This window comes from Mycobacterium talmoniae, assembly GCF_001854525.1.
Taxonomy (GTDB): Bacteria; Actinomycetota; Actinomycetes; order Mycobacteriales; family Mycobacteriaceae; genus Mycobacterium; species Mycobacterium talmoniae.
Window position 1 is genome coordinate 26,486 of record NZ_MLQM01000018.1, and the last position, 22,971, is coordinate 49,456.

Annotated in this window: 20 protein-coding genes; 15 read left to right on the forward strand and 5 right to left on the reverse strand. The window is 70.3% G+C overall.

Features of this window, described 5'->3' with window-relative positions; translation table 11 throughout:
- The first annotated feature begins 42 nt into the window (after positions 1–42).
- From ctaD to BKN37_RS05995, 9 genes are all read left to right on the forward strand, one after another.
- Complete coding sequence (ctaD, locus tag BKN37_RS05955; protein ID WP_071023188.1) at positions 43–1,776, forward strand: aa3-type cytochrome oxidase subunit I; 1,734 nt, start codon at positions 43–45, stop codon at positions 1,774–1,776.
- A 46-nt stretch (positions 1,777–1,822) separates the two neighbouring features.
- On the forward strand, positions 1,823–3,055 hold the full coding sequence (gene serB, locus BKN37_RS05960) for a phosphoserine phosphatase SerB (RefSeq protein ID WP_071023191.1): 1,233 nt from the start codon (positions 1,823–1,825) through the stop codon (positions 3,053–3,055).
- 119 nt (positions 3,056–3,174) lie between these two features.
- Complete coding sequence (locus tag BKN37_RS05965; protein ID WP_071023194.1) at positions 3,175–4,017, forward strand: ABC transporter ATP-binding protein; 843 nt, start codon at positions 3,175–3,177, stop codon at positions 4,015–4,017.
- The gene (locus BKN37_RS05970) at positions 4,014–4,832 is read left to right on the forward strand and encodes an NUDIX hydrolase (protein WP_071023199.1); all 819 of its coding nucleotides are present in this window, start codon (positions 4,014–4,016) and stop codon (positions 4,830–4,832) included. Before BKN37_RS05965 ends, BKN37_RS05970 begins: the two co-directional genes overlap by 4 nt.
- Entirely contained in the window at positions 4,829–5,572 is a 744-nt protein-coding gene (locus tag BKN37_RS05975) for an enoyl-CoA hydratase (protein ID WP_071023202.1), read from the forward strand. Before BKN37_RS05970 ends, BKN37_RS05975 begins: the two co-directional genes overlap by 4 nt.
- Positions 5,573–5,683: 111 nt before the next feature.
- Positions 5,684–6,823, forward strand: a complete 1,140-nt coding sequence (locus tag BKN37_RS05980; RefSeq protein ID WP_071023206.1) for a histidine phosphatase family protein — start codon at positions 5,684–5,686, stop codon at positions 6,821–6,823.
- 55 nt (positions 6,824–6,878) lie between these two features.
- Positions 6,879–7,847: a class I SAM-dependent methyltransferase gene (locus tag BKN37_RS05985; RefSeq protein ID WP_071023209.1), complete on the forward strand. Its 969-nt coding sequence runs from the start codon at positions 6,879–6,881 to the stop codon at positions 7,845–7,847.
- The gene (locus tag BKN37_RS05990; RefSeq protein ID WP_083341602.1) at positions 7,844–9,010 is read left to right on the forward strand and encodes a THUMP-like domain-containing protein; all 1,167 of its coding nucleotides are present in this window, start codon (positions 7,844–7,846) and stop codon (positions 9,008–9,010) included. Before BKN37_RS05985 ends, BKN37_RS05990 begins: the two co-directional genes overlap by 4 nt.
- Positions 9,011–9,100: 90 nt before the next feature.
- Positions 9,101–9,793, forward strand: coding sequence for an esterase (locus tag BKN37_RS05995; protein ID WP_071023219.1), 693 nt, complete (start codon positions 9,101–9,103; stop codon positions 9,791–9,793).
- Between the two features lie 172 nt (positions 9,794–9,965).
- On the opposite strand, the gene BKN37_RS06000 is transcribed toward BKN37_RS05995, so the two are convergent.
- Positions 9,966–11,255, reverse strand: a complete 1,290-nt coding sequence (locus tag BKN37_RS06000; protein ID WP_423212765.1) for an outer membrane protein assembly factor BamB family protein — start codon at positions 11,253–11,255, stop codon at positions 9,966–9,968.
- A 113-nt stretch (positions 11,256–11,368) separates the two neighbouring features.
- Here BKN37_RS06000 and BKN37_RS06005 point away from each other — a divergent pair, with 113 nt between their 5' ends.
- Together BKN37_RS06005 and BKN37_RS06010 are read left to right on the forward strand one after the other, a co-directional pair.
- Entirely contained in the window at positions 11,369–12,106 is a 738-nt protein-coding gene (locus tag BKN37_RS06005) for an acyltransferase (protein WP_071023267.1), read from the forward strand.
- 25 nt (positions 12,107–12,131) lie between these two features.
- On the forward strand, positions 12,132–12,635 hold the full coding sequence (locus BKN37_RS06010; RefSeq protein WP_071023222.1) for a MarR family winged helix-turn-helix transcriptional regulator: 504 nt from the start codon (positions 12,132–12,134) through the stop codon (positions 12,633–12,635).
- A gap of 12 nt (positions 12,636–12,647) precedes the next feature.
- Here the strand turns inward: BKN37_RS06010 and BKN37_RS06015 are convergent, their stop codons facing one another.
- Entirely contained in the window at positions 12,648–14,723 is a 2,076-nt protein-coding gene (locus BKN37_RS06015; protein WP_071023226.1) for an MMPL family transporter, read from the reverse strand.
- Between the two features lie 81 nt (positions 14,724–14,804).
- On the opposite strand from BKN37_RS06015, the gene BKN37_RS06020 reads away from it, so the two are divergent.
- Positions 14,805–16,109 (forward strand): PE-PPE domain-containing protein, encoded by a 1,305-nt coding sequence (locus tag BKN37_RS06020; RefSeq protein ID WP_071023230.1) that lies wholly within the window; start codon positions 14,805–14,807, stop codon positions 16,107–16,109.
- 3 nt (positions 16,110–16,112) lie between these two features.
- Here BKN37_RS06020 and BKN37_RS06025 read toward each other — a convergent pair whose 3' ends face one another.
- The 3 genes from BKN37_RS06025 to BKN37_RS06035 all read right to left on the reverse strand — a co-directional run bounded on the left by BKN37_RS06025 (position 16,113) and on the right by BKN37_RS06035 (position 19,763).
- On the reverse strand, positions 16,113–17,357 hold the full coding sequence (locus BKN37_RS06025) for a glycosyltransferase family 4 protein (protein ID WP_071023233.1): 1,245 nt from the start codon (positions 17,355–17,357) through the stop codon (positions 16,113–16,115).
- 85 nt (positions 17,358–17,442) lie between these two features.
- Positions 17,443–18,969, reverse strand: coding sequence for a 1,4-alpha-glucan branching protein domain-containing protein (locus tag BKN37_RS06030; protein ID WP_071023238.1), 1,527 nt, complete (start codon positions 18,967–18,969; stop codon positions 17,443–17,445).
- The gene (locus tag BKN37_RS06035; protein ID WP_071023241.1) at positions 18,966–19,763 is read right to left on the reverse strand and encodes a class I SAM-dependent methyltransferase; all 798 of its coding nucleotides are present in this window, start codon (positions 19,761–19,763) and stop codon (positions 18,966–18,968) included. The genes BKN37_RS06030 and BKN37_RS06035 overlap by 4 nt, the downstream gene beginning before the upstream one ends.
- 209 nt (positions 19,764–19,972) lie before the next feature.
- On the opposite strand from BKN37_RS06035, the gene BKN37_RS06040 reads away from it, so the two are divergent.
- From BKN37_RS06040 to BKN37_RS06050, 3 genes are all read left to right on the forward strand, one after another.
- Positions 19,973–20,764: an electron transfer flavoprotein subunit beta/FixA family protein gene (locus BKN37_RS06040; protein ID WP_071023244.1), complete on the forward strand. Its 792-nt coding sequence runs from the start codon at positions 19,973–19,975 to the stop codon at positions 20,762–20,764.
- Between the two features lie 19 nt (positions 20,765–20,783).
- Entirely contained in the window at positions 20,784–21,740 is a 957-nt protein-coding gene (locus BKN37_RS06045) for an electron transfer flavoprotein subunit alpha/FixB family protein (RefSeq protein WP_071023247.1), read from the forward strand.
- A gap of 9 nt (positions 21,741–21,749) precedes the next feature.
- Positions 21,750–22,971 (forward strand): AAA family ATPase (locus tag BKN37_RS06050; protein ID WP_131823525.1); only part of this gene is annotated, 1,222 nt, incomplete at its 3' end.

Genomic DNA, 22,971 nt, shown 5'->3' on the forward strand with positions numbered 1-22,971 from the left:
TTCCCAGAGAAGTTTCCCGGGATGCCCATGTTTGGAGGAGCCTTGACCGCCGAAGCGCCCCCACGCGGAGAACTAGAGGCCAGTCGCCCGTTCCCAGCCCGGCTCGGCCCCAAGGGCAGCCTGATCTACAAGCTGGTGACGACCACCGATCACAAGCTGATCGGCATCATGTACTGCGTCGCCTGCATGGTGTTCTTCTTCATCGGCGGCCTGCTGGCCCTGTTCATGCGGACCGAGCTGGCCGCGCCGGGGCTGCAGTTCCTGTCCAACGAGCAGTTCAACCAGCTGTTCACCATGCACGGCACGATCATGCTGCTGTTCTATGCCACCCCGATCGTGTTCGGGTTCGCCAACCTGGTCCTGCCGCTGCAGATCGGCGCCCCCGACGTGGCCTTCCCGCGGCTGAACGCGTTCTCGTTCTGGCTGTTCGTGTTCGGCGCGACGATCGCGATCGCCGGGTTCATCACCCCCGGCGGCGCGGCGGACTTCGGCTGGACCGCCTACACCCCGCTGACCGACGCCATCCACGCGCCCGGCGCCGGACCCGACCTGTGGATCATGGGGCTGGCCGTCGGTGGTCTGGGCACCATCCTGGGTGGGGTGAACATGGTCACCACCGTGGTGTGCATGCGCTGCCCGGGCATGACGATGTTCCGGATGCCGATCTTCACCTGGAACATCCTGATCACGTCGATCCTGGTGCTGATGGTCTTCCCGCTGCTGACCGCCGCGCTGTTCGGGCTGTTCGCCGACCGGCACCTGGGCGCCCACATCTACGACCCGGCCAACGGCGGCGTGCTGCTGTGGCAGCACCTGTTCTGGTTCTTCGGGCACCCCGAGGTGTACATCATCGCGCTGCCGTTCTTCGGCATCGTCACCGAGGTGTTCCCGGTGTTCAGCCGCAAGCCGGTGTTCGGCTACACCACGCTGGTGTACGCGACCATGTCGATCGCCGCGCTGTCGGTGGCGGTGTGGGCGCACCACATGTTCGCCACCGGTGCGGTGCTGCTGCCGTTCTTCTCGTTCATGACGTTCCTGATCGCCATCCCGACCGGCATCAAGTTCTTCAACTGGGTCGGCACCATGTGGAAGGGCCAGCTGACCTTCGAGACGCCGATGCTGTTCTCGGTCGGCTTCGCGGTCACCTTCTTGGCGGGTGGTCTGACCGGGGTGCTGCTGGCCAGCCCGCCGCTGGACTTCCACGTCACCGACACCTACTTCGTGGTGGCCCACTTCCACTACGTGCTGTTCGGCACCATCGTGTTCGCCACCTTCGCCGGGATCTACTTCTGGTTCCCGAAGATGACCGGCCGGCTGCTCGACGAGCGGTTGGGCAAGCTGCACTTCTGGTTGACGTTCATCGGGTTCCACACCACCTTCCTGGTGCAGCACTGGCTCGGCGATGAGGGGATGCCGCGCCGCTACGCCGACTACCTGCCCACCGACGGCTTCCAGACGTTGAACATCGTGTCCACCATCGGGGCGTTCATCCTGGGTTCGTCGATGATCGTGTTCTCCTGGAACGTGTTCCGCAGCTGGCGCTACGGCGAGGTGGTCACCGTCGACGACCCGTGGGGTCACGGCAACTCGCTGGAGTGGGCGACGTCCTGCCCGCCGCCGCGGCACAACTTCACCGAGCTGCCCCGGATCCGTTCGGAGCGTCCGGCGTTCGAGCTGCACTACCCGCACATGGTGGAGCGGCTGCGCGCCGAGGCGCACGTGGGACGCAGCCACCACACCCCGGAGCCCGAGCTCGCCGAGGCGCAGTCCAGCTGATGCGGGCACACCCTGTGCGGCCGGGTCGTTTGGGCGGCAACCGCGGGTGAGTACGCCCAAGGTGTCGGTGTTGATCACCGTCACCGGTGTCGACCAGCCAGGTGTGACGTCGGCCCTGTTCGAGGTGCTGTCCCGGCACAACGTGGAGCTGCTCAACGTCGAACAGGTGGTGATCCGCGGCCGGTTGACGCTGGGAGTGTTGGTGTCGGCCACCTCGGAGGTGTTGGACGACACCGCCTTTCACGACGAGGTCACCGCGGCCATCCACCGCGTCGGCCTGGACGTCACCATCGAACCCAGCGACGACTCGCCGATCATCCGGGAGCCGTCGACGCACACCATCGTGGTGCTGGGCCGGCCGATCACCGCCGAGGCGTTCGCCGGGCTGTCCCGTGAGGTGGCCGCGCTGGGCGTGAACATCGACCTGATCCGCGGCGTGTCGGACTACCCGGTGACCGGCCTGGAGCTGCGGGTGTCGGTGCCGCCGGGGGCCGGCAGGGAGCTGCAGACCGCGCTGACCCGGGTGGCCGCCGACCAGCGCGTCGACGTGGCGGTCGAGGACACCAGCCTGGCCCGCCGCGCCAAACGGCTCATCGTGTTCGACGTCGACTCGACGCTGATCCAGGGCGAGGTCATCGAGATGCTGGCCGCCCGGGTCGGCAAGGAGGCCGAGGTCGCCGCGATCACCGAGGCCGCGATGCGCGGCGAACTGGATTTCACCGCCTCGCTGCAGCAGCGGGTGGCCACCCTGGCGGGGCTGCCCGCCGCGGTGCTCGACGAGGTCGCCGACGAGTTGGAGCTGACCCCCGGGGCCCGGACCACGCTGCGCACGCTGCGCCGGCTGGGCTATCAATGCGGCGTGGTGTCCGGCGGCTTCCGTCAGGTCATCGAACCGCTGGCCGAGGAGCTGATGCTGGACTTCGTCGCCGCCAACCGGCTGGAGATCGTCGACGGCAAGCTCACCGGCCGGGTGGTCGGGGAGATCATCGACCGGGCCGGAAAGGCCAAGGCGCTGCGGGATTTCGCCGCACAAGCCGGGGTGCCGATGCAGCAGACGGTCGCGGTCGGCGACGGCGCCAACGACATCGACATGCTCTCGGCGGCCGGGCTGGGGGTGGCGTTCAACGCCAAACCGGCGCTGCGGGAGGTCGCCGACGCGTCGCTGACCTACCCGTACCTGGACACCGTGCTGTTCATCCTCGGTGTGACCCGCGGCGAGATCGAGGCCGCCGACGCCGTCGACGGCGTCGGCCGCCGCGTCGAGATCCCCCCCGAGTAGTCCCGGGCGTTACGGCGAGCAGTCCCCCGTGCGGGAGGTGCCCCCAACAAAAGCCCCGGTTTCCTGCCGAAATTGGGGGCCTTTGCGTCTGCTCGCGGGAGGTACGGCACGATGGTCGGGTGCCCGAAACAGGAAGTGACGCCGCCGCGGCCGACCTGCTGATCGACTTCCGAAATGTTTCGCTGCGCCGCGACGCGCAGGTGCTGGTGGGCCCGGTGGACTGGGCCGTCGAACTCGACGAACGCTGGGTGGTCATCGGACCCAACGGCGCCGGCAAGACCTCGCTGCTGCGCATCGCCGCCGCCGCCGAACACCCCTCGTCGGGCACCGCGCACGTGCTCGGGGAGCAACTCGGCCGGGTCGACTCCACCGAGCTGCGCTCCCGGGTCGGGCTGAGCTCCTCGGCGCTGGCCGAGCGGGTGCCCGGCGACGAGCTGGTGCGCGACCTGGTCATCTCGGCCGGCTACGCCGTGTTGGGCCGCTGGCGGGAACGCTACGAGGACGTCGACTACCACCAGGCCATCGACATGCTGGAAAGCCTGGGCGCCGAACACCTGGCCGACCGCAGCTACGGCACCCTGTCGGAGGGGGAGCGCAAGCGGGTGCTGATCGCCCGCGCGTTGATGACCGACCCGGAGCTGCTGTTGCTCGACGAACCGGCCGCCGGGCTCGACCTGGGTGGACGGGAGGAGCTGGTGGCGCGGCTGGCCGATCTGGCGGCCGACCCCGACGCACCGGCGCTGGTGCTGGTCACCCACCACGTGGAGGAGATCCCGCCCGGTTTTTCGCACTGCATGCTGCTGTCCGAGGGCGAAGTCGTCGCGGCCGGTTTGCTGTCCGATGTGCTGACCGCCGACAACCTGTCCGCGGCGTTCGGCCAATCGATCGCGCTGGACGTCATCGACGGGCGCTACTTCGCGCGCCGCACCCGCGCCCGCGCAGCCCACCGGAGGCGTGCATGACCGAACCCTTGACCCCACGGCCGGCGGCCACCGTGATGCTGGTCCGCGACGGCGCCGACGGTCTCGACGTGTTCTTGATGCGGCGGCACTCCCGCATGCATTTCGCCCCGCGGGTGATGGTGTTTCCCGGTGGTGGGGTCGACGATCGCGACCGCCACGCCGAAATCGCCTGGGCGGGACCGCCGCCCGACTGGTGGGCGCAGCGGTTCGGCGTCGAGAACGAGCTGGCCGAGGCGCTGGTGTGCGCGGCCGCCCGGGAGACGTTCGAAGAATCCGGGGTGCTGTTCGCTGGGCCGGCGGACGACCCGCACAGCATCGTCGGCGACGTGTCGGTGTACCGGGATTCGCGTCTGGCCCTGGCCGACAACACGCTGTCGTTCGCGGAGTTCATGCGCGCCGAAAACCTGGTGCTGCGCGCGGATCTGCTGCGGCCGTGGGCGAACTGGGTGACCCCCGAAGCCGAACGCACCCGCCGCTACGACACCTACTTCTTCGTCGGCGCGCTGCCCGACGGCCAACGCGCCGACGGGGAGAACACCGAATCCGACCGCGCCGACTGGACCACCCCCGAAGCCGCCATCGCGGACTTCGCCGCGGGCCGCAATCTGCTGTTGCCGCCAACCTGGACCCAGCTGGATTCGCTGGCCGGGCGCACCGTCGCCGAAGTCCTCGCGGTGGAACGCCAAATCGTCGCCGTGCAACCCGATTTGACGATCGACGGCGACAACTGGGTGTTCGAGTTCTTCGATTCCGAGCGCTACAACGCGGCGCTGCAGCAGCGGCCGGATTCGCTGCCCCCGGGGTGGGGACAGTGACCGAATTCGCCCGGCTGCACCTCAGCGCCGACCACCCCGGGGTCGCCACCCTGGTGCTGTCCCGGCCGCCCACCAACGCGCTGACCCGGCAGGCCTGCCGGGAGATCGCGGCCGTGGCCGCCGAGGCGGGCCGCCGCGACGACGTCGCCGCGGTGATCCTGTTCGGCGGGCACGAAATCTTCTGCGCCGGAGACGATGTTCCCGAACTGCGCACGCTGACCCCGGCCGAGGCCGACACCGCCGCCCGGGTCCGGCACGAGGCCGTCGCGGCCGTCGCGGCGATCCCGAAGCCCACCGTGGCCGCGGTCACCGGGTACGCGCTGGGCAGCGGGCTGGCGCTGGCGCTGGCCGCCGACTGGCGGGTGGCCGGCGACAACGTCAAGTTCGGCGCCACCGAGATTCTGGCCGGCCTGGTTCCCGACGGCGCCGGCATGGCCGGGCTGGCCCGCACCGTGGGCGCCAGCCGCGCCAAGGAATTGGTGTACAGCGGACGGTTTTTCGACGCCGAGGAGGCGCTGGCACTGGGCCTCATTGACGACATGGTGGCCCCCGACGGGGTGTACGACGCCGCGGTGGCCTGGGCGGGCCGGTTTGTCGACAGCCCGCCGCTCGCGCTGGCCGCGGCCAAGGCCGGCATCGACGACGTGTTCACCCTGTCCCCGGCGGAGCGACTGGCCGCCGGCCGGCGCCGCTACGTCGAGGTGTTCGCCGCCAGCCTCGGCGGCAACGTCCGCCGCTGAGACCACCGTCGACCCGTCCAATTCTTTGGAAAATTTCTTGTTTTCTCACGTTCTTATCAGCTAACGTACGCGTCAAAAGTGATGTCGGTCACCGTGAGAAAGAGCCGGTCCATGCAGCAACTCGCCACCCGTCCCTGGATCACCGCCGGTATCGCCCTCGCGGGCGCCAGCCTCATCGCCACCGCCCCGGTGACCGCACCGCCGCTGCCCGACGTGCACGTGTCCCGCCTGATCCAGCTGATCGCCGACGAAGCCGATATCACGATCGACCTCATCCGGCACGGCCAGTCGTTCGACAACGTGCAGGGCATTATCGGGACGGTGGCGCCCGGGGCCGGCCTGACCCCCACCGGTGCGGAGGAGGCCGCCTACCTCGCCGACCCCAGCAATCCGGTGCACCTCGCCGATCCGAGCAGCTACGGCGGGATCTTCGCCTCCGGGCTGATCCGCACCCAGGAGACCGCCGCGGACTGGCTCGACGCGGCGAATGCGGCGGGGACACCGGTGACGGACCTATCCGGGCTCAATGAGCTCAATGCCGGCATTTTCGAAGGTGCCCCGCAGAACGCCCTGACCGGTCTGGCGTATCTGGCCGCCCCGCTGGCCTGGACGCTGGGGCTGTACTTCGTGCCGGAGCTGGGCTCGTCGGACTACAACGGGATGGCGTTCGAGGACCGCTACAACGACGCCATCCAGACGATGTACGACGCGACCAGCCCCAACGGGGAGAGCGTGGGGTTCTCGCACGGGGCCGCGATGATGATCTGGACGATGATGAACGTCAACAACCCCAATCCGCTGCTCATCCTCGAACACCCGCTGGACAACACCGACCAGGTGGTGATCACCGGAAATCCCGAGGACGGCTGGACGCTGGTCAGCTGGGGCGGGGAAAGCGTCGCGCCGGCGAACCTGCTGCAGGACCTGTTCGTCAACACCCGCGACCTGATCACCACGCCGCAGATGGCGGCCTTCAACGTGTGGCAGGCGCTGCTCACCTTGGATCCGTCGACGATCCTGAACTCGCTCAAGGACGGCGTCGTCGACATCGCCCGGACGACGCTGAACTACCCGGTCGTCATGATCCAGGACATCATCGGTGCGTTCACCGGCAGCGTCCCGCTCGGCCTGGACTTCGGCGACCTGCCCAGTGAGCTGGCCGCGGCGTTGCCGGCGGCGGCCACCGACTTCAGCGCCCTGCTGCCCGGCGAGCTGGGCACGCTGATCGGCGACCTGTTCACCGCACTGTGAGGTGCGGGACCGGCGGTTACCTCGTCGGCCCAGCCTCCCACTAGGCTGAGCCATCATGACGAGTACCGATCCGGCACCGCAGCCGCATGCCACTGCCGAGCAGGTAGAGGCCGCGCGACACGACAGCAAGCTCGCCCAGGTGCTGTACCACGACTGGGAAGCCGAAAGCTACGACGAGAAGTGGTCGATCTCCTACGACCAGCGTTGCGTGGACTACGCCCGCGGCCGCTTCGACGCCATCGTCCCGGCCGACGAGTTGCGCACCCTGCCCTATGACCGCGCCCTGGAGCTGGGCTGCGGCACCGGCTTCTTTTTGCTCAACCTGATCCAGTCCGGGGTGGCGCGCCGCGGCTCGGTCACCGACCTGTCGCCCGGCATGGTCAAGGTCGCCACCCGCAACGGGCAGTCGCTGGGCCTGGACATCGACGGCCGCGTCGCCGACGCCGAGGGCATCCCGTACGACGACAACACGTTCGACCTGGTGGTCGGGCACGCCGTGCTGCACCACATCCCCGACGTGGAACTGTCGCTGCGCGAGGTGATCCGGGTGCTCAAGCCGGGCGGGCGGTTCGTGTTCGCCGGCGAACCCACCACCGTCGGCAACACCTACGCCCGCACCCTGTCCACCCTGACCTGGCGGGCCACCACCAACCTCACCCGGCTGCCCGGCCTGACCGGCTGGCGCCGCCCCCAGACCGAACTCGACGAATCCTCCCGCGCGGCCGCGCTGGAGGCCGTCGTCGACCTGCACACCTTCGAACCCGCCGACCTGGAGCGGATGGCCACCAGCGCCGGCGCGGTGCAGGTCGCCACCGCCAGCGAAGAGTTCACCGCCGCCATGCTGGGCTGGCCGGTGCGCACCTTCGAGGCCGCGGTGCCCGCCGGCCGATTGGGTTGGGGCTGGGCGAAGTTCGCGTTCAACAGCTGGACCACGCTGAGCTGGGTGGACGCCAACATCTGGCGCCGGGTGGTGCCCAAGGGCTGGTTCTACAACGTGATGGTCACCGGGGTTAAGCCGTCCTGACCTTCAGCCGGGCCGACGTCGGCTACCTGCGCTCGGAGCGCGGCGCCGCGGCCCTGCGCGAGGTCGCCGATCTGGCGCTGACCGACGCCACCCGGGTCGCCGATATCGCCGCCGCGCGGGCGCGGTTCGGGGATCGGGCACCCGCGCTGGTGGAGACCACGCTGCTGCGGCGCCGGGCCGCCGACAAGCTGCCCGGCACCGAGGATTGGCTGTTCACCGACGAGGCGCTGCAGCAGGCCAGCGCGGCGCCGGTGGCGCGGCACCGCGCGGCGCGGCTGTCCGGGGCCGTCGTGCACGACGTCACCTGCTCGATCGGGACCGAGCTGGCGGCGCTGCGGGACACGGCGACCCAGGTGATCGGCAGCGATCTCGACCCGGTGCGCCTGGCGATGGCCCAGCACAATCTGGGCGGCACCGTCGGCCTGTGCCGCGCCGACGCGCTGGCCCCGATCAGCCGCGCCGCGGTGGTGGTCGCCGACCCGGGCCGGCGCCGCGGCCGGCAACGCAGCTTCAACCCGCGCGATTACCAGCCCGCGCTGGATGCGTTGTTGGACACCTACCGGGGCCGCGAGCTCGTCGTAAAGTGTGCGCCCGGAATCGATTTCGGGTCGGTGCGGCGGCTGGGTTTCGACGGCGAGATCGAGGTCACCTCGGTGGCCGGCGCGGTGCGCGAAGCGTGTCTGTGGTCGGCGGGGCTGGCGGGCTCGGGGGTGCGTCGACGGGCCACCATCCTGGACCGCGGCGAACAGCTCACCGACGCCGAACCCGATGACTGCGCGGTGCGGCCGGCCGGGCGCTGGATCGTCGACCCCGACGGTGCGGTGGTGCGCGCCGGGCTGGTCCGCCACTACGGCGCCCGGCACGGGCTGTGGCAGCTCGACCCCGACATCGCCTACCTGTCCGGTGACCGGCTGCCGGCCGGCGTGCGCGGCTTCGAGGTGCTCGAGCGGCTGCCCTACAGCGAAAAGGGGCTGCGGCAGGCGCTGGCGGCGCTGGACTGCGGCGCGCTGGAGATCCTGATCCGCGGGGTCGACGTCGACCCCGATGCGCTGCGGCGTCGGCTCCGGCTGCGCGGCAGCCGGCCGCTGTCGGCGGTCATCACCCGACTAGGGTCCGGGGCGGCCGGGCGAGCAACGGTGTTCGTTTGCCGTTCCTCCCGCTGAGCGTCCCGGTAGGCTATCGGCAGTTACATTCAGGCCCCGGCCGGGGTTTCAGCCCGCAAGGACACGACGAGGCAAGCGAGACATTCGACGATGCGCATTCTGGTGGTGGCCGCCCTGTTGGCGGGTGGGCTCCTGGCGAGCTGGCCCGGCACACCGTCGGCGGTGGCGCAGACATCCTGCGCTGACCTGGGCGGCACCGTCGAAGCCGAGCAGATCTGCCATGTGCACGCGTCGAACCCGACCTACACGCTGGATTTGAAGTATCCGGTCGACTACCCGGATCCGGCGCTGACCGATTACGTGGCGCAAAACCGGGACGGGTTCATCACCGTCGCGCAGACGCAGGGGTCGCGTGATCTGCCGTATGAGATGGAGGCCACCACCGAGCAGCACCGCTCCGGGCAGGCCCCGAAGGGCACCCGCAGCGTGGTCCTCAAGATCTTCCAGGATGTCGGGGGACCGCACCCGTCGACCTGGTACAAGTCGTTCAACTACGACCTGGCCACCAACCAATCGGTGACCTACGACACGCTGTTTGCCCCGGGCAGCAAGCCGTTGGACACCATCTTTCCGATCGTGCAGCGGGAGTTGGTCCGGCAGGCCGGGGCGTCCGGCGCGCTGATCCCGCCCGGTAACGGCCACGACCCGTCGCATTACCAGAACTTCGCCATCACCGACGACGAGCTGATCTTCTACTTCGCGCCGGGGGAGTTGCTGCCGTTGAACGCCGGCGCCAGCACGGTGCGGGTGCCGCGCAACGCCATCCCACCGCTGACGGTGTAGCGGGCGGGTCACCCACCCGCGAGCGTGCACAAATGTACGGGTTTCCTGGTGCGTGGGCGTACATTTGCGCACGCTCGTCGCAGGGCTCGCGCGGCTCCCTGCGCGAGCAGACGCAGATTCGCACGATCCGGGCCCCGTATGTGCGAATCTGCGTCTGCTCGCCGTCAAAAACTCAGGCGGGCGTGAAGCTGTACACCTGACCGTCGCTGGTGGCCGTCACCACCTTGCGGTCGTGCGCGATCGACACCCCGAGCGGGAAACCGGTGGCCTCCGGCAGCGGATAGCTGTTGATGGTGTGCCCGTCGTCGGGGTCGAACACCAGCACCGACATGCCGGCCGGGCCGACCGTGGTCCCGCCCATCACGGTGTAGCCGACGCTCCCGGCCAGGCTCGAGGAGGACAGCGGGGTGACGTCGTCGCGCCGCCACGCGCGCTCGCCGTGGTCACCGGCGTCCTTGACCGCGACCAGCCGGGTGTCGGGGCCGCCGCCGGACACAATGAGTCCGCCCGGGGTGACCGCCGGCGGGGTCTGCGCCAAAAAGTCCAGCGGCGCAGACCATTTCGGTTTTCCGTCGGCGGCGTGCAGCGCCCACAGTTTCTGGTCGCGGCCGTTGACGTAGATCGTCTCGCCGTCGGCGGACAGCACCGGGCCGGCCAGCACCCCGGCGGACACCGCGTCACTGGTCCATTCCCTGGTGAGCAGCGGGATGTGTCCGGGGTGGTATTTCAGTCCGACCAGCACCGCCGCCTTGGCGTCCGGTTCCCACAGGCTGACCACCACCGTGCCGGTGGCGGCGGCGAAGGCCGGCGCGGCGGCCACCGGGCAGCCGGATTTGGCCGGGGCGCAGTCGGATAGACCGCGGGTGAAATCTTTGGGGTCCACGCCGTCGATCAGGTCCAGCGGATTGCCCACCACCGTGCCGCGGTGGGCGTCGAACACCAGCACCTGACCCAGGTGGGTGACCACCAGCAGTTGCCCGCCGCCGAGAAACCGTGGTGTGGCGGGCATCCCGATCACCGGTTGGCGCCACCGAATCCACTGGGTGGGCGGAAAGGACAGGATCGCCCCGGGCTGGCCGACGTAGACATTGTCGAATTGGTCGTACAGCGGGCCGAAGAATCCGCCGCCCTGGTACAGCCGGGTGCACCAGCGCTGCCTGCCGTTGTTGTTGTTCTCCCATTCCATCAGCGAGCAGCCGTCCCGGGTTTGGCCGTTGAGCGCCATCCAGCCCCGCCCGCTCAGCGCCGGCCCGGCCCCCAGCGCGCCCTTGACCGACCGGGTCCAGCCCAGCGTCAGGTTCTCCGCCCCGGCGGTGCCGGTGTAGCCGCTGTTGGACGCGTCGCCGTACTGGGCCGACCAACCGGGCGCCGCGGCGGCGTCCACCCACGAGTCGGTGTTGCCGCAGCCGCCGAGTGCGGCGGCGAGCGCGGCCGCCGACACCGTCGAGACCAGACGCTTCAGGCCGCCGCGGGGATGACGCCAGGACACGGTGGTGATTCCCCAATCCTTTGCGAAAGCGAGTCCAGGTGAGGGTAACCTGTGCCACCCAAATCGCTCGCGTAGGCTTTCCGGCCATGACGACCATGTGGGGTGCTCCGATCCACAAACGCTGGCGGGGCTCACGGCTGCGCGACCCCCGCCAGGCCAGGTTCCTGACCCTGGCGTCGCTGCGCTGGGTGCTGGCCAATAAGGCCTACACCCCGTGGTATCTGGTGCGGTATTGGCGGCTGCTGAAGTTCAAGCTGGCCAACCCGCACATCATCACCCGCGGCATGGTGTTCCTGGGTAAGGGTGTGGAGATTCAGGCCACGCCGGAGTTGTCCCAGCTCGAGATCGGCCGTTGGGTGCACATCGGCGACAAGAACACCATCCGGGCGCACGAGGGCTCGCTGCGGATCGGCGACAAGGTGGTGCTCGGCCGCGACAACGTCATCAACACCTATCTGGACATCGAACTCGGTGATTCGGTGCTGATGGCCGACTGGTGTTACGTCTGCGACTTCGACCACAAGATGGACGACATCAACCTGCCGATCAAGGACCAGGGCATCATCAAGAGCCCGGTGCGGATCGGGCCGGACACCTGGGTGGCGGCCAAGGTGACGGTGCTGCGCGGCACCAGCGTCGGCCGCGGCTGCGTGCTGGGGTCGCACGCCGTGGTCAAGGGCAACATCCCGGATTACTCGATCGCGGTCGGCGCGCCGGCCAAGGTGGTCAAGAACCGCAAGCTGTCGTGGGAGTCCTCGGCGGCCGAGCGCGCCGAACTGGCCGCCGCCCTGGCCGACATCGAACGCAAGAAGGCGGCCCGCTGAGCCCGGCGCGTCAACCCGGGCGGATATGCTGCACACCGTCATGGACCCTGAGCAGCATGCCGACGACCGGGCCGCGCTGGAGTCGGTGATATCGGCCGATTTGCGGGAGCTGACCGCCGAATCCGACGAGATCGGCCGGTTATTCGCCGGCGCGCATGATGTGCGGCCCACCGATTTTCGCGCCCTGCTGCACATCATGGTGGCCGAAACCGCCGGGCAACCCATCAGTTCCGGCGAACTCGGTCAGCGGATGGGGCTGTCGGGCGCGGGCATCACCTACCTGGTGGACCGGCTGATCGACTCCGGTCACGTCCGGCGCGACGCACATCCCGGCGACCGGCGCAAGGTCATCCTGCGGTACGCCGACCGCGGATTGGCCACCGCCCGTGCGTTTTTCACCCCGCTACAACAGCACACCCGGGCCGCGCTGGCCGACCTGCCCGACGCCGACCTGGCGGCCGCGCACCGGGTGTTTGGCGCCCTCACCGCGGCGATGCGCCGCTTCCAGGACGACCTGGGCTTGCCGTGAGCGACGGGGTGGTCAGCGGCGATGACGCGTGCCGGGCGGCGGTGGGCGCAGGGCGGGCCACCAGATCCGGTCGCCGATCAGCGCGAACAGCGCCGGAATGACCACGGTGCGCACCACGAAGGTGTCCAGCAGGATGCCGAGGCCGACGATGATGCCCAGCTGGGTCAACACGATCAGCGGCAGCACCCCGAGCACGCAGAACACCGCGGCCAACACCACCCCGGCGCTGGTGATGACGCCGCCGGTGGCCGCCACCGCCGCGACCATGCCGGCGCGGGTGCCGCGCTCGGCGGTCTCCTCGCGCGCCCGGGTGACCAGGAAAATGGTGTAGTCGACGCCGAGCGCCACCAAAAACAAGAACGCGAACAACGGTGTGCTGTTGTCCAGGGCGGGAAACCCGAACACATGGATGCTGGCCCAGCCGCCCAGGCCGAGCGCGGCCAGCGCGCTGAGCACGGTGGCGGCGACCAGCAGCGGCGGCGCCAGCACCGCCCGCAGCAGGGCGGACAGCACCACCAGCACGACCAGCAGGATCGCCGGGATCACCACCCGCCGGTCGCGGGCGGCGGCGTCGCGCACGTCGAGGGCCTGCGCGTCCGAGCCGCCCACCAGGGCGCTGGGATCCACCGCGTCGACCGAATCCCGCAGGGCACCAACGGCCTTGAACGCGGCGGTGCTGGACGGGGCGGCGTCGAGGATCACCGACCATTTGGTCAGCCCGGTGGGCGAGTGACCCGCCGGGTGCACCGACACCACGCCGGGGACGGCGGCGATGCGCCGCTGCATCTCGGTGCCGCGGTCGCTGGCGGCGATCACCACGGTCGGGTCGGAGGCCCCGCCGGAGAAATGCGCGGCCACCGTGTCGAATCCGGTGACCGAGTCGGCGCGCAGCCGGAACTGCTCGGTCTGGGACAGCCCGAGGCGGGTGCCCAGCAGCCCGGCCGTCGACGCCGCCAAGACGGTGACGGCCAGCGTGCAGATCGGGCCGGGGCGGCGACCGACCCCGTCGGCGACCCGGCGCCACATCCCGGTGGCCGCCGCCGGCGCCTCATCATCGCGGGGGATGAACGGCCAGAACACTTTTCGGCCGCACACCGCCAGCAGCGGCGGCAACACGACAAGCACGAAGAGCGCCGCGACGGCCAGGCCGCACGCCGCGCACAGCCCCAGGCTGCGGGTGCTCGGGGTGATCGCGGTGAGCAGGGTCAGCAGGGCCAGGACGACGGTGGCGTTGCTGGCCAGGATCGCCGGGCCGGCGGTGCGCACCGCCCGGCGCAACGCGCTGCGGTGACCGGCGCGCCCGCCCAGTTCGTCGCGGTAGCGCGAGATCAACAGCAGCGCGTAGTTGGTGCCGGCGCCGAACACCAGCACGCTGGTGATGCCGGAGGTGGAACCGTCCAAGCTGAGCCCGGTGGCCGCGGCGACGTGAACGCCGACCACGGTGGCCACCCGGTCGGCCAGCGCAATCACCGTCAGCGGCAGCAGCCACAACACCGGTGAGCGGTAGGTGGCGATCAGCAGCAGCGCGACCACCAACGCGGTCACCACCAGCAGGGTGACGTTCGCGCCGGTGAACGCGTTGGCGATATCGGCGCCGAACGCCGGCCCGCCGGTGACGTGCCCGACCAGCGGTGCGGGCAGGCCCTCGGCGGCGGCCGCCCGCAACGCGGTCACCGCGTCGGAGAGCGCGAACCCGGACAGCGTGGCGCTCAACGCCACGGTGGTGATCGCCGCCTTGCCGTCGCGGGACGGCACCACCGGTGTGGGCGGGCCGGCGAGCGCCTGCGGAACCCGGCGCATCCGGTCGCGGGCCCGCGCGGCGGCGCTGAGATCCGCTGGCGTCAGCACCGTCCCGTCGCGGCGGGTGGTGACCAGGATCGCCGCTGCCCGGTCACCGCCGGGGAACTCGCCCAGCGTGGCGGCGGCCCGGGCGGACTGCGCGGTGCTGGGCAGCGCCACCGGCGAAGAGGTGGCCGCGGCGTTGCCGCCGCTGAACCCCAGCAGCGCACCGGCCACCACCAGGACCGCGGCGGCCGGCAGCCACGAACGACGCCCGCTCACGGCGGCCGCGAAACGCTGCCAGACCATAGCGTGAGCATTTCATTAGCTTAAAAATCAATCAACTGAATAAATCGCGAGTATGGTGCTGGACAACCTTCGGAGGTGGCCATGACACGACATCGGTTGGCCCGGCTGGGTGCGGCGTTGTTGGCGAATGTCGGTGCCGCGGTGTGCATGTCGACGCTGCAGGCCGCACCCGCGGCGGCCGACGACGCCACCGACGGCCTGGCGTTCATCATGGGCGGCACGTTGAACCCGGATCCGGCGCCCAGCTATGTGAGCGCCATCGATGCGGCCTACCTGCAATCCAACCCGCTGTTCGCCGGGTACACCCCGTTCGGGTTGTACACCCCCGAGGGCGTCGACATTCCGTTCCTGAGCGGCCTGACCCTCGATCAGTCGGCGGCTCAGGGCGAATTGATTCTCAACAACGCGATCATGGACCGGCCCGCGGGCAGCGACACCCTGGTGTTCGGCTACTCGCAGAGCGCGGTGATCGCCAGCCTGGAGCTGAACGCCCTGGATGCGCTGCCCGCCGACGAACGACCCAGCCCCGAGGACCTGTCGTTCATGCTCACCGGCGACCTGGACAACCCCGACGGCGGCATCTTCGAACGCTTCGCGTTCAACATCCCGATCCTCGGGATCCCGTTCTACGGCGCGACTCCCGCGGATACCCCGTACCCGACGGACATCTACACCGGGCAATACGACGGCGCCGCCGATTTCCCGCAATACCCGCTCAATGTGGTGGCCGACCTCAACGCGCTGCTGGGGGCGCTCTACGTGCACACCCAGTATGCCAATCTCACGGCCGCCCAGATCCAAAGCGCGGTGCCGCTGGCCACGTCCCCGGGCTACGACGGGGTCACCCACTACTACATGATTCCGACCCAGGATCTGCCGCTGGTCGAACCGCTGCGGGCGATCCCGCTGGTGGGAAAGCTGCTGGCCGACCTGCTGCAGCCGGATCTGACCGTGCTGGTCAATTTGGGATACAACCCCAACGGTTACGCCGATGTGCCGACGCCGGCGCAGCTGCTGCCCGGCTTCAGCCCGCTGGCCGACATCGAACAACTGGCCAAACCGCTGCTCAATAGCCTCGGGGTCTATCTGCCCGAGTATCCGAGCGTTCCCGCCCCGGACTTCAACCCGCTCACCATCTTTGGCCAGCTGGTCACCGGCGCCTACCAGGGTGTCAGCGACGCGCTGGTGGATCTGGGCGTGCTGCCGGCGTCGGATTTTGCCACCACGTATCCCGCGGTGAACACCCCGGCCGCGGTGGCCGCGCTCGCGTCGGGGCTGGCGCCGGCGATGCCGTCGCTGCTGAGCGGCCTGGACTTGGGCTCGATTGCCGCCGCAGTAGGATTCGACCCCAGCTGGTTCAGCTCGGTGCTGGATTTGCTGGGCTAACCGCTACCGATCCGGCAGCGCGTGCTCGACGATCGGCCGGCGCGGCAGCGGTTCCCGCTCGGCGCGCTTGGCCGCCAGATACACCTGCGCGGTTTCGTCGGCCACCGTGTGCCAGTCGAAGTCGGCGGTGAGCCGCTCCCGGGCGGCCCGCGCCCGGGACTGCGCGGCCGCCGGGTCGTCGAGCACCGTGCGCACCGCGGCGGCCAGCGCGGCGACGTCGCGCGGCGGGCAGGACACGCCGGTCACCCCGTTGATCACAGCCTCGCCCAGCCCGCCCACGTTCGACGTCACCAGCGGGGTGCCGGCCGCGGCGGCTTCCAGGGCGGCCAGGCCGAACGGCTCGTAGTGGCTGGGCAGTACCGCGGCGTCGGCCCGGTGCAGCAACGCCAGCAGCTCGTCGTGGTCCAGGCGCCCGACGAACCGCGTCGCCTTGAGCACCCGGTGCTTGCGGGCGCACTCGAGCAGCCAGTCCTGCTGGGTGCCGTCCCCGGCGACGGTCAGCGTGGTGCCCGGGTGGGCGCGCCGGATCCGGGGCAGCGCGGCGATGGCCTCCTGGACACCCTTCTCATACTCCAGCCGCCCCACATACGCCAGCTCGGGCGGTCCGGTGCGTGGCCGTCGCGGCGCGAACGGCCACCGGGCCGCCTCGATTCCGTTGCGGATGACGGTGGTTTCGGCCAGGCCGGGGCCGAACAGCTCGGTGATCTCGTCGCGCATCGAGGCCGAACAGGTGATCAGCGAATCGGATTCGCGGACCAGCCAGGATTCCACCGCGTGCACCTGACGACTGATCCGGCCGGACACCCAGCCGGAATGCCGTCCGGCTTCGGTGGCGTGAATCGTGGAAACCAGTGGCACATCGTAGAATTCGGCCAGCGCGATCGCCGGGTGCGCCACCAGCCAGTCGTGGGCGTGCACCAGGTCGGGCCGCCAGATCCGCTGGCCGCCATGGGTCTTCAGCGACAGCCCGGCGCGGACCATGGAGTGGCCCATGGCCAGCGTCCAGGCCATCATGTCCGGACCGAAGGAGAATTCGTGCGGGTCCTGCGCCGCGGCCACCACCCGCACGCCCTCGCTGACCTCGTCGGACGACGGGTGGGTGCTCGGATCGGTGTCGGTGGGGCGGCGGGACAGCACGACCACGTCGTGGCCGGCGGCGGCCAGCGCGGTGGACAGGTGGTGGACGTGGCGGCCCAGCCCGCCGATCACCACCGGCGGGTACTCCCACGACACCATCAGGATCTTCACGCGCCGGCTCCCTGTCCGCGCGAGCGTGCGCAGAAACGGGTTTCGCCTCGGCGTGTCGACCGGGGACACGCACACTCGCGCCGAACTAGCACCGCAGCCTCCGAGCGTCCAGGGCGCCGAACAGGCCGTCGGCGCGGTTCCAACCGTCGGCCAGCCGCTGCGCGGTGTCGCGGCGGCCCGACGCCAGCGCCCCGGCGATCTCCCGGGTGGCATGCGCGTGCAGATGCGCCCGATACCGGGCGTAGTCGGCGGCAGAGTCCTTGCTCACCATAAACGGCCAGTCGCTGGACACCGTCAGCAGTGTCTCGCGCAGGATCTGGTCGGCGACCCGATCGCGTGGGGTGGGCCCATCCAACGTCTGGGTCAGCGCCTTGTCGACGGTGGACAGCGCGGTGTCCACCACTTCGGCGTTGAGCTGCACCAGATCGGCCACCTTGTCGCCGGTCCACACCTGCCAGTCTTTGCCCGAACCCCAAGAGCTGGGCGGCAATTCGACCGGAGCGCCGACATAGCCGGCGGTGATCGCATCGGACAGGGTGCCCACCTGCACCCCGGCGGCCGGCAGCGCCCGCAGCACCCGCTCCAGCCACAGCGGGCCCTCATACCACCAGTGGCCGAACAGCTCGGTGTCGAACGCGGCGACCACATGCGCGGGCCGCCCGATCCGTTCGGACTCCGAGACCAGCCGGCGCCGGACCACGTCGACGAAGTCGGCGACGTGACCGTCCACGGCGGCCGCCGCGCGCTGCGGGTCATAGGGCGCCTTGTCTTCCGGCGGCACGGCCCGCCCGGTGACCCGGGCCGGTTTGAGCCCGGTGCGGTGGTCGTGGGTGTGAAAGTCGCGGTAGGCGCCGTGGCCGGGATACCCCGATTTCGGCGACCACACCCGGTAGCTGACGGTCAGGTCCCGCCCGAACGCGACGACGTCGCTGCCCCCGACCGGGCGGCCCAGCGCGGTGTCGCCGTGCAGCGACGGGCCGTCGACCATGAAATGCGTCACCCCGGCGCCGGCGTAGTCGTGTTCCATCCCGGGGGCGTAGGCGCATTCGGGCGCCCAGATGCCGGCGGGGGTGTGCGCCAGCCGGTGCCGGGCGTCGGCCAGGCCTTCGCGCAGCGAGAATTCGCGCAGCCGCGGGTTCAGCAGCGGCTGAAACGGGTGGGCCAGCGGGCCGCCCAGCAACTCCACCGTGCCGGCCTGGACCAGCTCGCGCAGCAGCGGGCTGGCGCCGTGCCGCCACCGGGTACCGAAGTCGTCCAGGGCCCGCTCGGCGGCGGCGCATTCATGAATCCCGAAGCTGCGCAACGGTTCTGCCAGCGTGGTCGCCTCCACCGCGCGCAGCTGCCAGTTGGCCAGCCAGTGGTGCATACCGTCCAGGCAGTACGGGTCGTCGAGTTGGGCGGCCACCACCGGGGTAACCCCCAGGGTGATCAGCCGACGCCGATCCTCGCCGGCCAGGGTGTCCAGCACCCGCAGCAGCGGCAGGTAGGACGCCGACCAGGACTGATACAACCATTCCTCGCCGACCGGCCAGCGGCCGTGATGGGCCAGCCACGGCAGGTGGGTGTGCAGCACCAGGGTGAACAGGCCCGGTACCGGCTCGGCGCGGGTCACGGCCGCACCGCGATCGCCACCAGATCCAGGCTGTCGTCGATATCCCGGTCGCCCGCCTCGAGCAGGTCGAAGTCGGCGGTGCCGATCCCGGCAACGTCGGCCAGCAGCTGATCCGGCCACGGGGCGTCGGCCACCGCCCGGGCGATCTGCGCGTCGATGATGGAGCCCCCGTGGCGGGCGTCGAGGTCGGCCAGTCGCGGCCCGTGGAAAACGCCGTGCATCCCGTCCACGCGGAACCCGCCGTCGACCAGCAGCTCGGTCAGCTCCTTGGCGTTCAGTTCGCGGGTGTGGAACGGGTTGATCGGGGTGTCGCGGCCCGGCGAGAAGGTGATCCGGTTGGGGGTGGACACCATCAGCAGCCCGCCCGGGCGCAGCACCCGCGCGCACTCGGCGACGAACTGGGCCTGATCCCACAGGTGCTCGATGACCTGGAAATTAACAACGACATCCACCGCCGCGTCGGGCAGCGGCAGCTCGGCGAGGTTGCCGTGCATCACCTGCACCCGCGGATAGCGGGCCCGCACATGGGCCACGGTGGTCTCGTCGTAGTCCAGGCCGATCACCCGGCGGGCCACGCCGGCGATCAGGTCGGCGCCGTAACCCTCCCCGCAGCCGGCCTCCAACACCTCGCGGCCCGCGCAGCGCGGCGCCAGCCGCTGGTAGACCACCTCGTGGCGGCGGAACCAGTAGTTCTCCTCGGCCAAGCCGGGGATGGTGCGTTCGCCGGTCAGCGCCAAGGTGTCGGCGTCCGGCGCGGTGCCGGTATCGGGACCGTCGGTAGCGGATGTGCTCATTGCAACAGGCAGGCTATCTGTCAACCGGGTGGTTCGCGAATGCTTCACCCCGACGGGCAGGCAGAACCTGCACGGTGACCCGCTATGGTGTACGAGCGAACCGCACAAAGTTACCCGTGAGTAACATCGTTGTGCGGGGGCGTGACCGTGACCCAAGTTTTGCGACCCGGGGGTTGCAAGACTCCCTTCGAGGAGGACGAGCCAGTCTCATGACGAACATCGTGGTCCTGATCAAACAGGTCCCAGACACATGGTCGGAGCGCAAGCTCACCGACGGTGACTACACCCTTGACCGCGAGGCCGCCGACGCGGTGCTCGACGAGATCAACGAGCGAGCCGTCGAAGAAGCCCTGCTGATCCGCGAGAAAGAGGGCGGCGAGGGGTCGGTGACCGTGCTGACCGCCGGCCCGGAGCGCGCCACCGAGGCGATCCGCAAGGCGCTGTCGATGGGTGCCGACAAGGCCGTGCACCTCAAGGACGACGGCCTGCACGGCTCCGACGTGGTGCAGACCGCGTGGGCGCTGGCCCGCGCGCTGGGCACCATCGAGGGCACCGAACTGGTGATCGCCGGTAACGAGTCCACCGACGGCGTGGGCGGCGCGGTGCCGGCCATCATCGCCGAATACCTGGGCCTGCCGCAGCTGACCCACGTGCGCAAGGTGACCCTGGAGGACGGCAAGATCACCGCCGAGCGCGAGACCGACGACGGGGTGTTCACCCTGGAGGCGGCGCTGCCGGCGGTGGTCAGCGTCAACGAGAAGATCAACGAGCCGCGCTTCCCGTCCTTCAAAGGCATCATGGCCGCCAAGAAGAAGGAAGTCACCGTGCTCACGCTGGCCGAGATCGGCGTCGAGGCCGACGAGGTCGGCGTCGCCAACGCCGGGTCGACGGTGACCGCGTCGACCCCCAAGCCGCCGAAGACCGCCGGAGAGAAGATCACCGACGAAGGCGAGGGCGGCACCAAGATCGCCGAGTACCTGGTTGCCCAGAAGATCATCTAAGACGAGAGCGATATAACCCATGGCTGAAGTACTGGTGCTCGTTGAGCACGCCGACGGAGCGCTGAAAAAAGTCAGCTCCGAATTGATCACCGCCGCTCGCGTTTTGGGCGAGCCGGCCGCCGTCGTGGTGGGCGGCCCGGGCGCGGCCGCGCCGCTGGTCGACGGGCTCAAGGCGGCCGGCGCCGCCAAGATCTACGTTGCCGAGTCCGACACCGTGACCAACTACCTGATCACCCCGGTGGTCGACGTGCTGGCCGCGCTGGCCGAATCGGCCACCCCGGCCGCGGTGCTGCTGGCCGCCAACGCCGACGGCAAGGAGATCGCCGGGCGGCTGGCCGCCCGGATCGGTTCGGGCCTGCTGGTCGACGTGGTCGAGGTCAAGGAGGGCGCCAAGACGGTGCACTCCATCTTCGGTGGCGCGTTCACCGTCGACGCGCAGGCCAACGGCGACACCCCGGTGATCACCGTGCGGGCCGGGTCCATCGAGCCGGCCCCGGCCGACGGTGCCGGTGAGCAGGTCACCGTCGAGGTGCCCGAACCGGCCGAGAACGCGACGAAGATCACGTCCCGTGAGCCCGCCGTCGCCGGCGACCGGCCGGAACTGACCGAGGCCCCGATCGTGGTGGCCGGTGGTCGCGGGGTAGGTAGCGCGGAGAACTTCTCGGTGGTCGAGGAGCTGGCCGACTCGCTGGGTGCCGCCGTCGGTGCGTCGCGTGCCGCGGTGGACTCCGGCTACTACCCGGGCCAGTTCCAGGTGGGCCAGACCGGCAAGACCGTGTCGCCGCAGCTGTACATCGCGTTGGGCATCTCCGGGGCGATCCAGCACCGCGCCGGGATGCAGACGTCCAAGACGATCGTCGCGGTGAACAAGGACGAAGAGGCGCCGATCTTCGAGATCGCCGACTACGGCATCGTCGGGGACCTGTTCAAGGTCACCCCGCAGCTGACCGAGGCGATCAAGGCCCGCAAGGGCTAGTTTTTCTGCGTGAGCAGACGTAAAGGCCCCCTTTTCGGCACCGAAAAGGGGGCCTTTACGTCTTTTCGGGGGCGGGACGCCGAGTGCGGGCGGTTGCGGGAGCTGCTCGCGGCGGCGCGCGGCGGCGCCAGCCAGGTGCTGGTAGTCCGCGGCGAGGCCGGGATCGGCAAGACCGCGCTGCTGGGCTACCTCGTCGAGTCCGCCGCGGATTTTCAGCTGATCCGCGCCGTCGGCGTGGAATCCGATATGGAGCTCGCGTTCGCCGGTCTGCAGCAGCTGTGCCGCCCGCTGTTGGATCGAGTCGACCGGCTGCCCGAGCCGCAGCGCGCGGCGTTGGCCGTGGCGTTCGGGGCGAGCTCCGGGCCGGCCCCCGACCGGTTCTTGGTCGGTCTCGCGGTGCTGGGCCTGCTGTCCGCGGCGGCAGAGGACCGGCCGGTGCTGTGCGTGGTCGACGACGCCCACTGGCTGGACCGGGTCTCCGCGCAGACGTTGGGGTTCGTGGCGCGCCGGCTGCTCGCCGAACCGGTCGCCCTGGTGTTCGCGCTGCGTGAGCCGGTCGACGGCCTGACCGGGCTGCCGAAACTGATGCTGCGGGGGTTGGCCGACACCGACGCCCGCGCGCTGCTGGAGTCGGCGGTGCCCGGGCGGATCGACGCGCAGGTCGCCGACCGGATCGTCGCCGAAACCCACGGCAACCCACTGGCGCTGCTGGAGCTGCCCCGCGGCCTGTCGCCCGCCGAACTGGCCGGTGGCTACTACCGCCCGGATGTGGTGCCGGTGGCCGGACAGATCGAACGCCATTACCTGGCGCAGATTCGCGCCTTGCCTCGGGACTGCCAGCGGCTGCTGCTGGTGGCCGCCGCGGAGCCGCTAGGGGACGCGACGCTGCTGCTGCGGGCCGCCGCGGTGCTGGCCCTGCCCGGCGCCGCCCTGGCCCCGGCTGAGGAGGCGGGCCTGATCGAGGTGGGTGCGCGGGTGCGGTTCCGGCACCCGCTGGTGCGTTCGGCCACCTACCGTGCGGCCACCGGCGACGAGCGCCGCGACGCCCACCGGGCCCTGGTCGAGGCGACCGACCCGGCGCACGACCCCGACCGCCGTGCCTGGCACCGCGCGTACGCGGCGGCCGGCCCGGACGAGTCGGTCGCCGCCGAGTTGGAGCGATCCGCCGGCCGGGCGGCGCAGCGGGGCGGAACCGCGGCCGCGGCGGCGTTTTTGGCCCGCGCCACCGAAC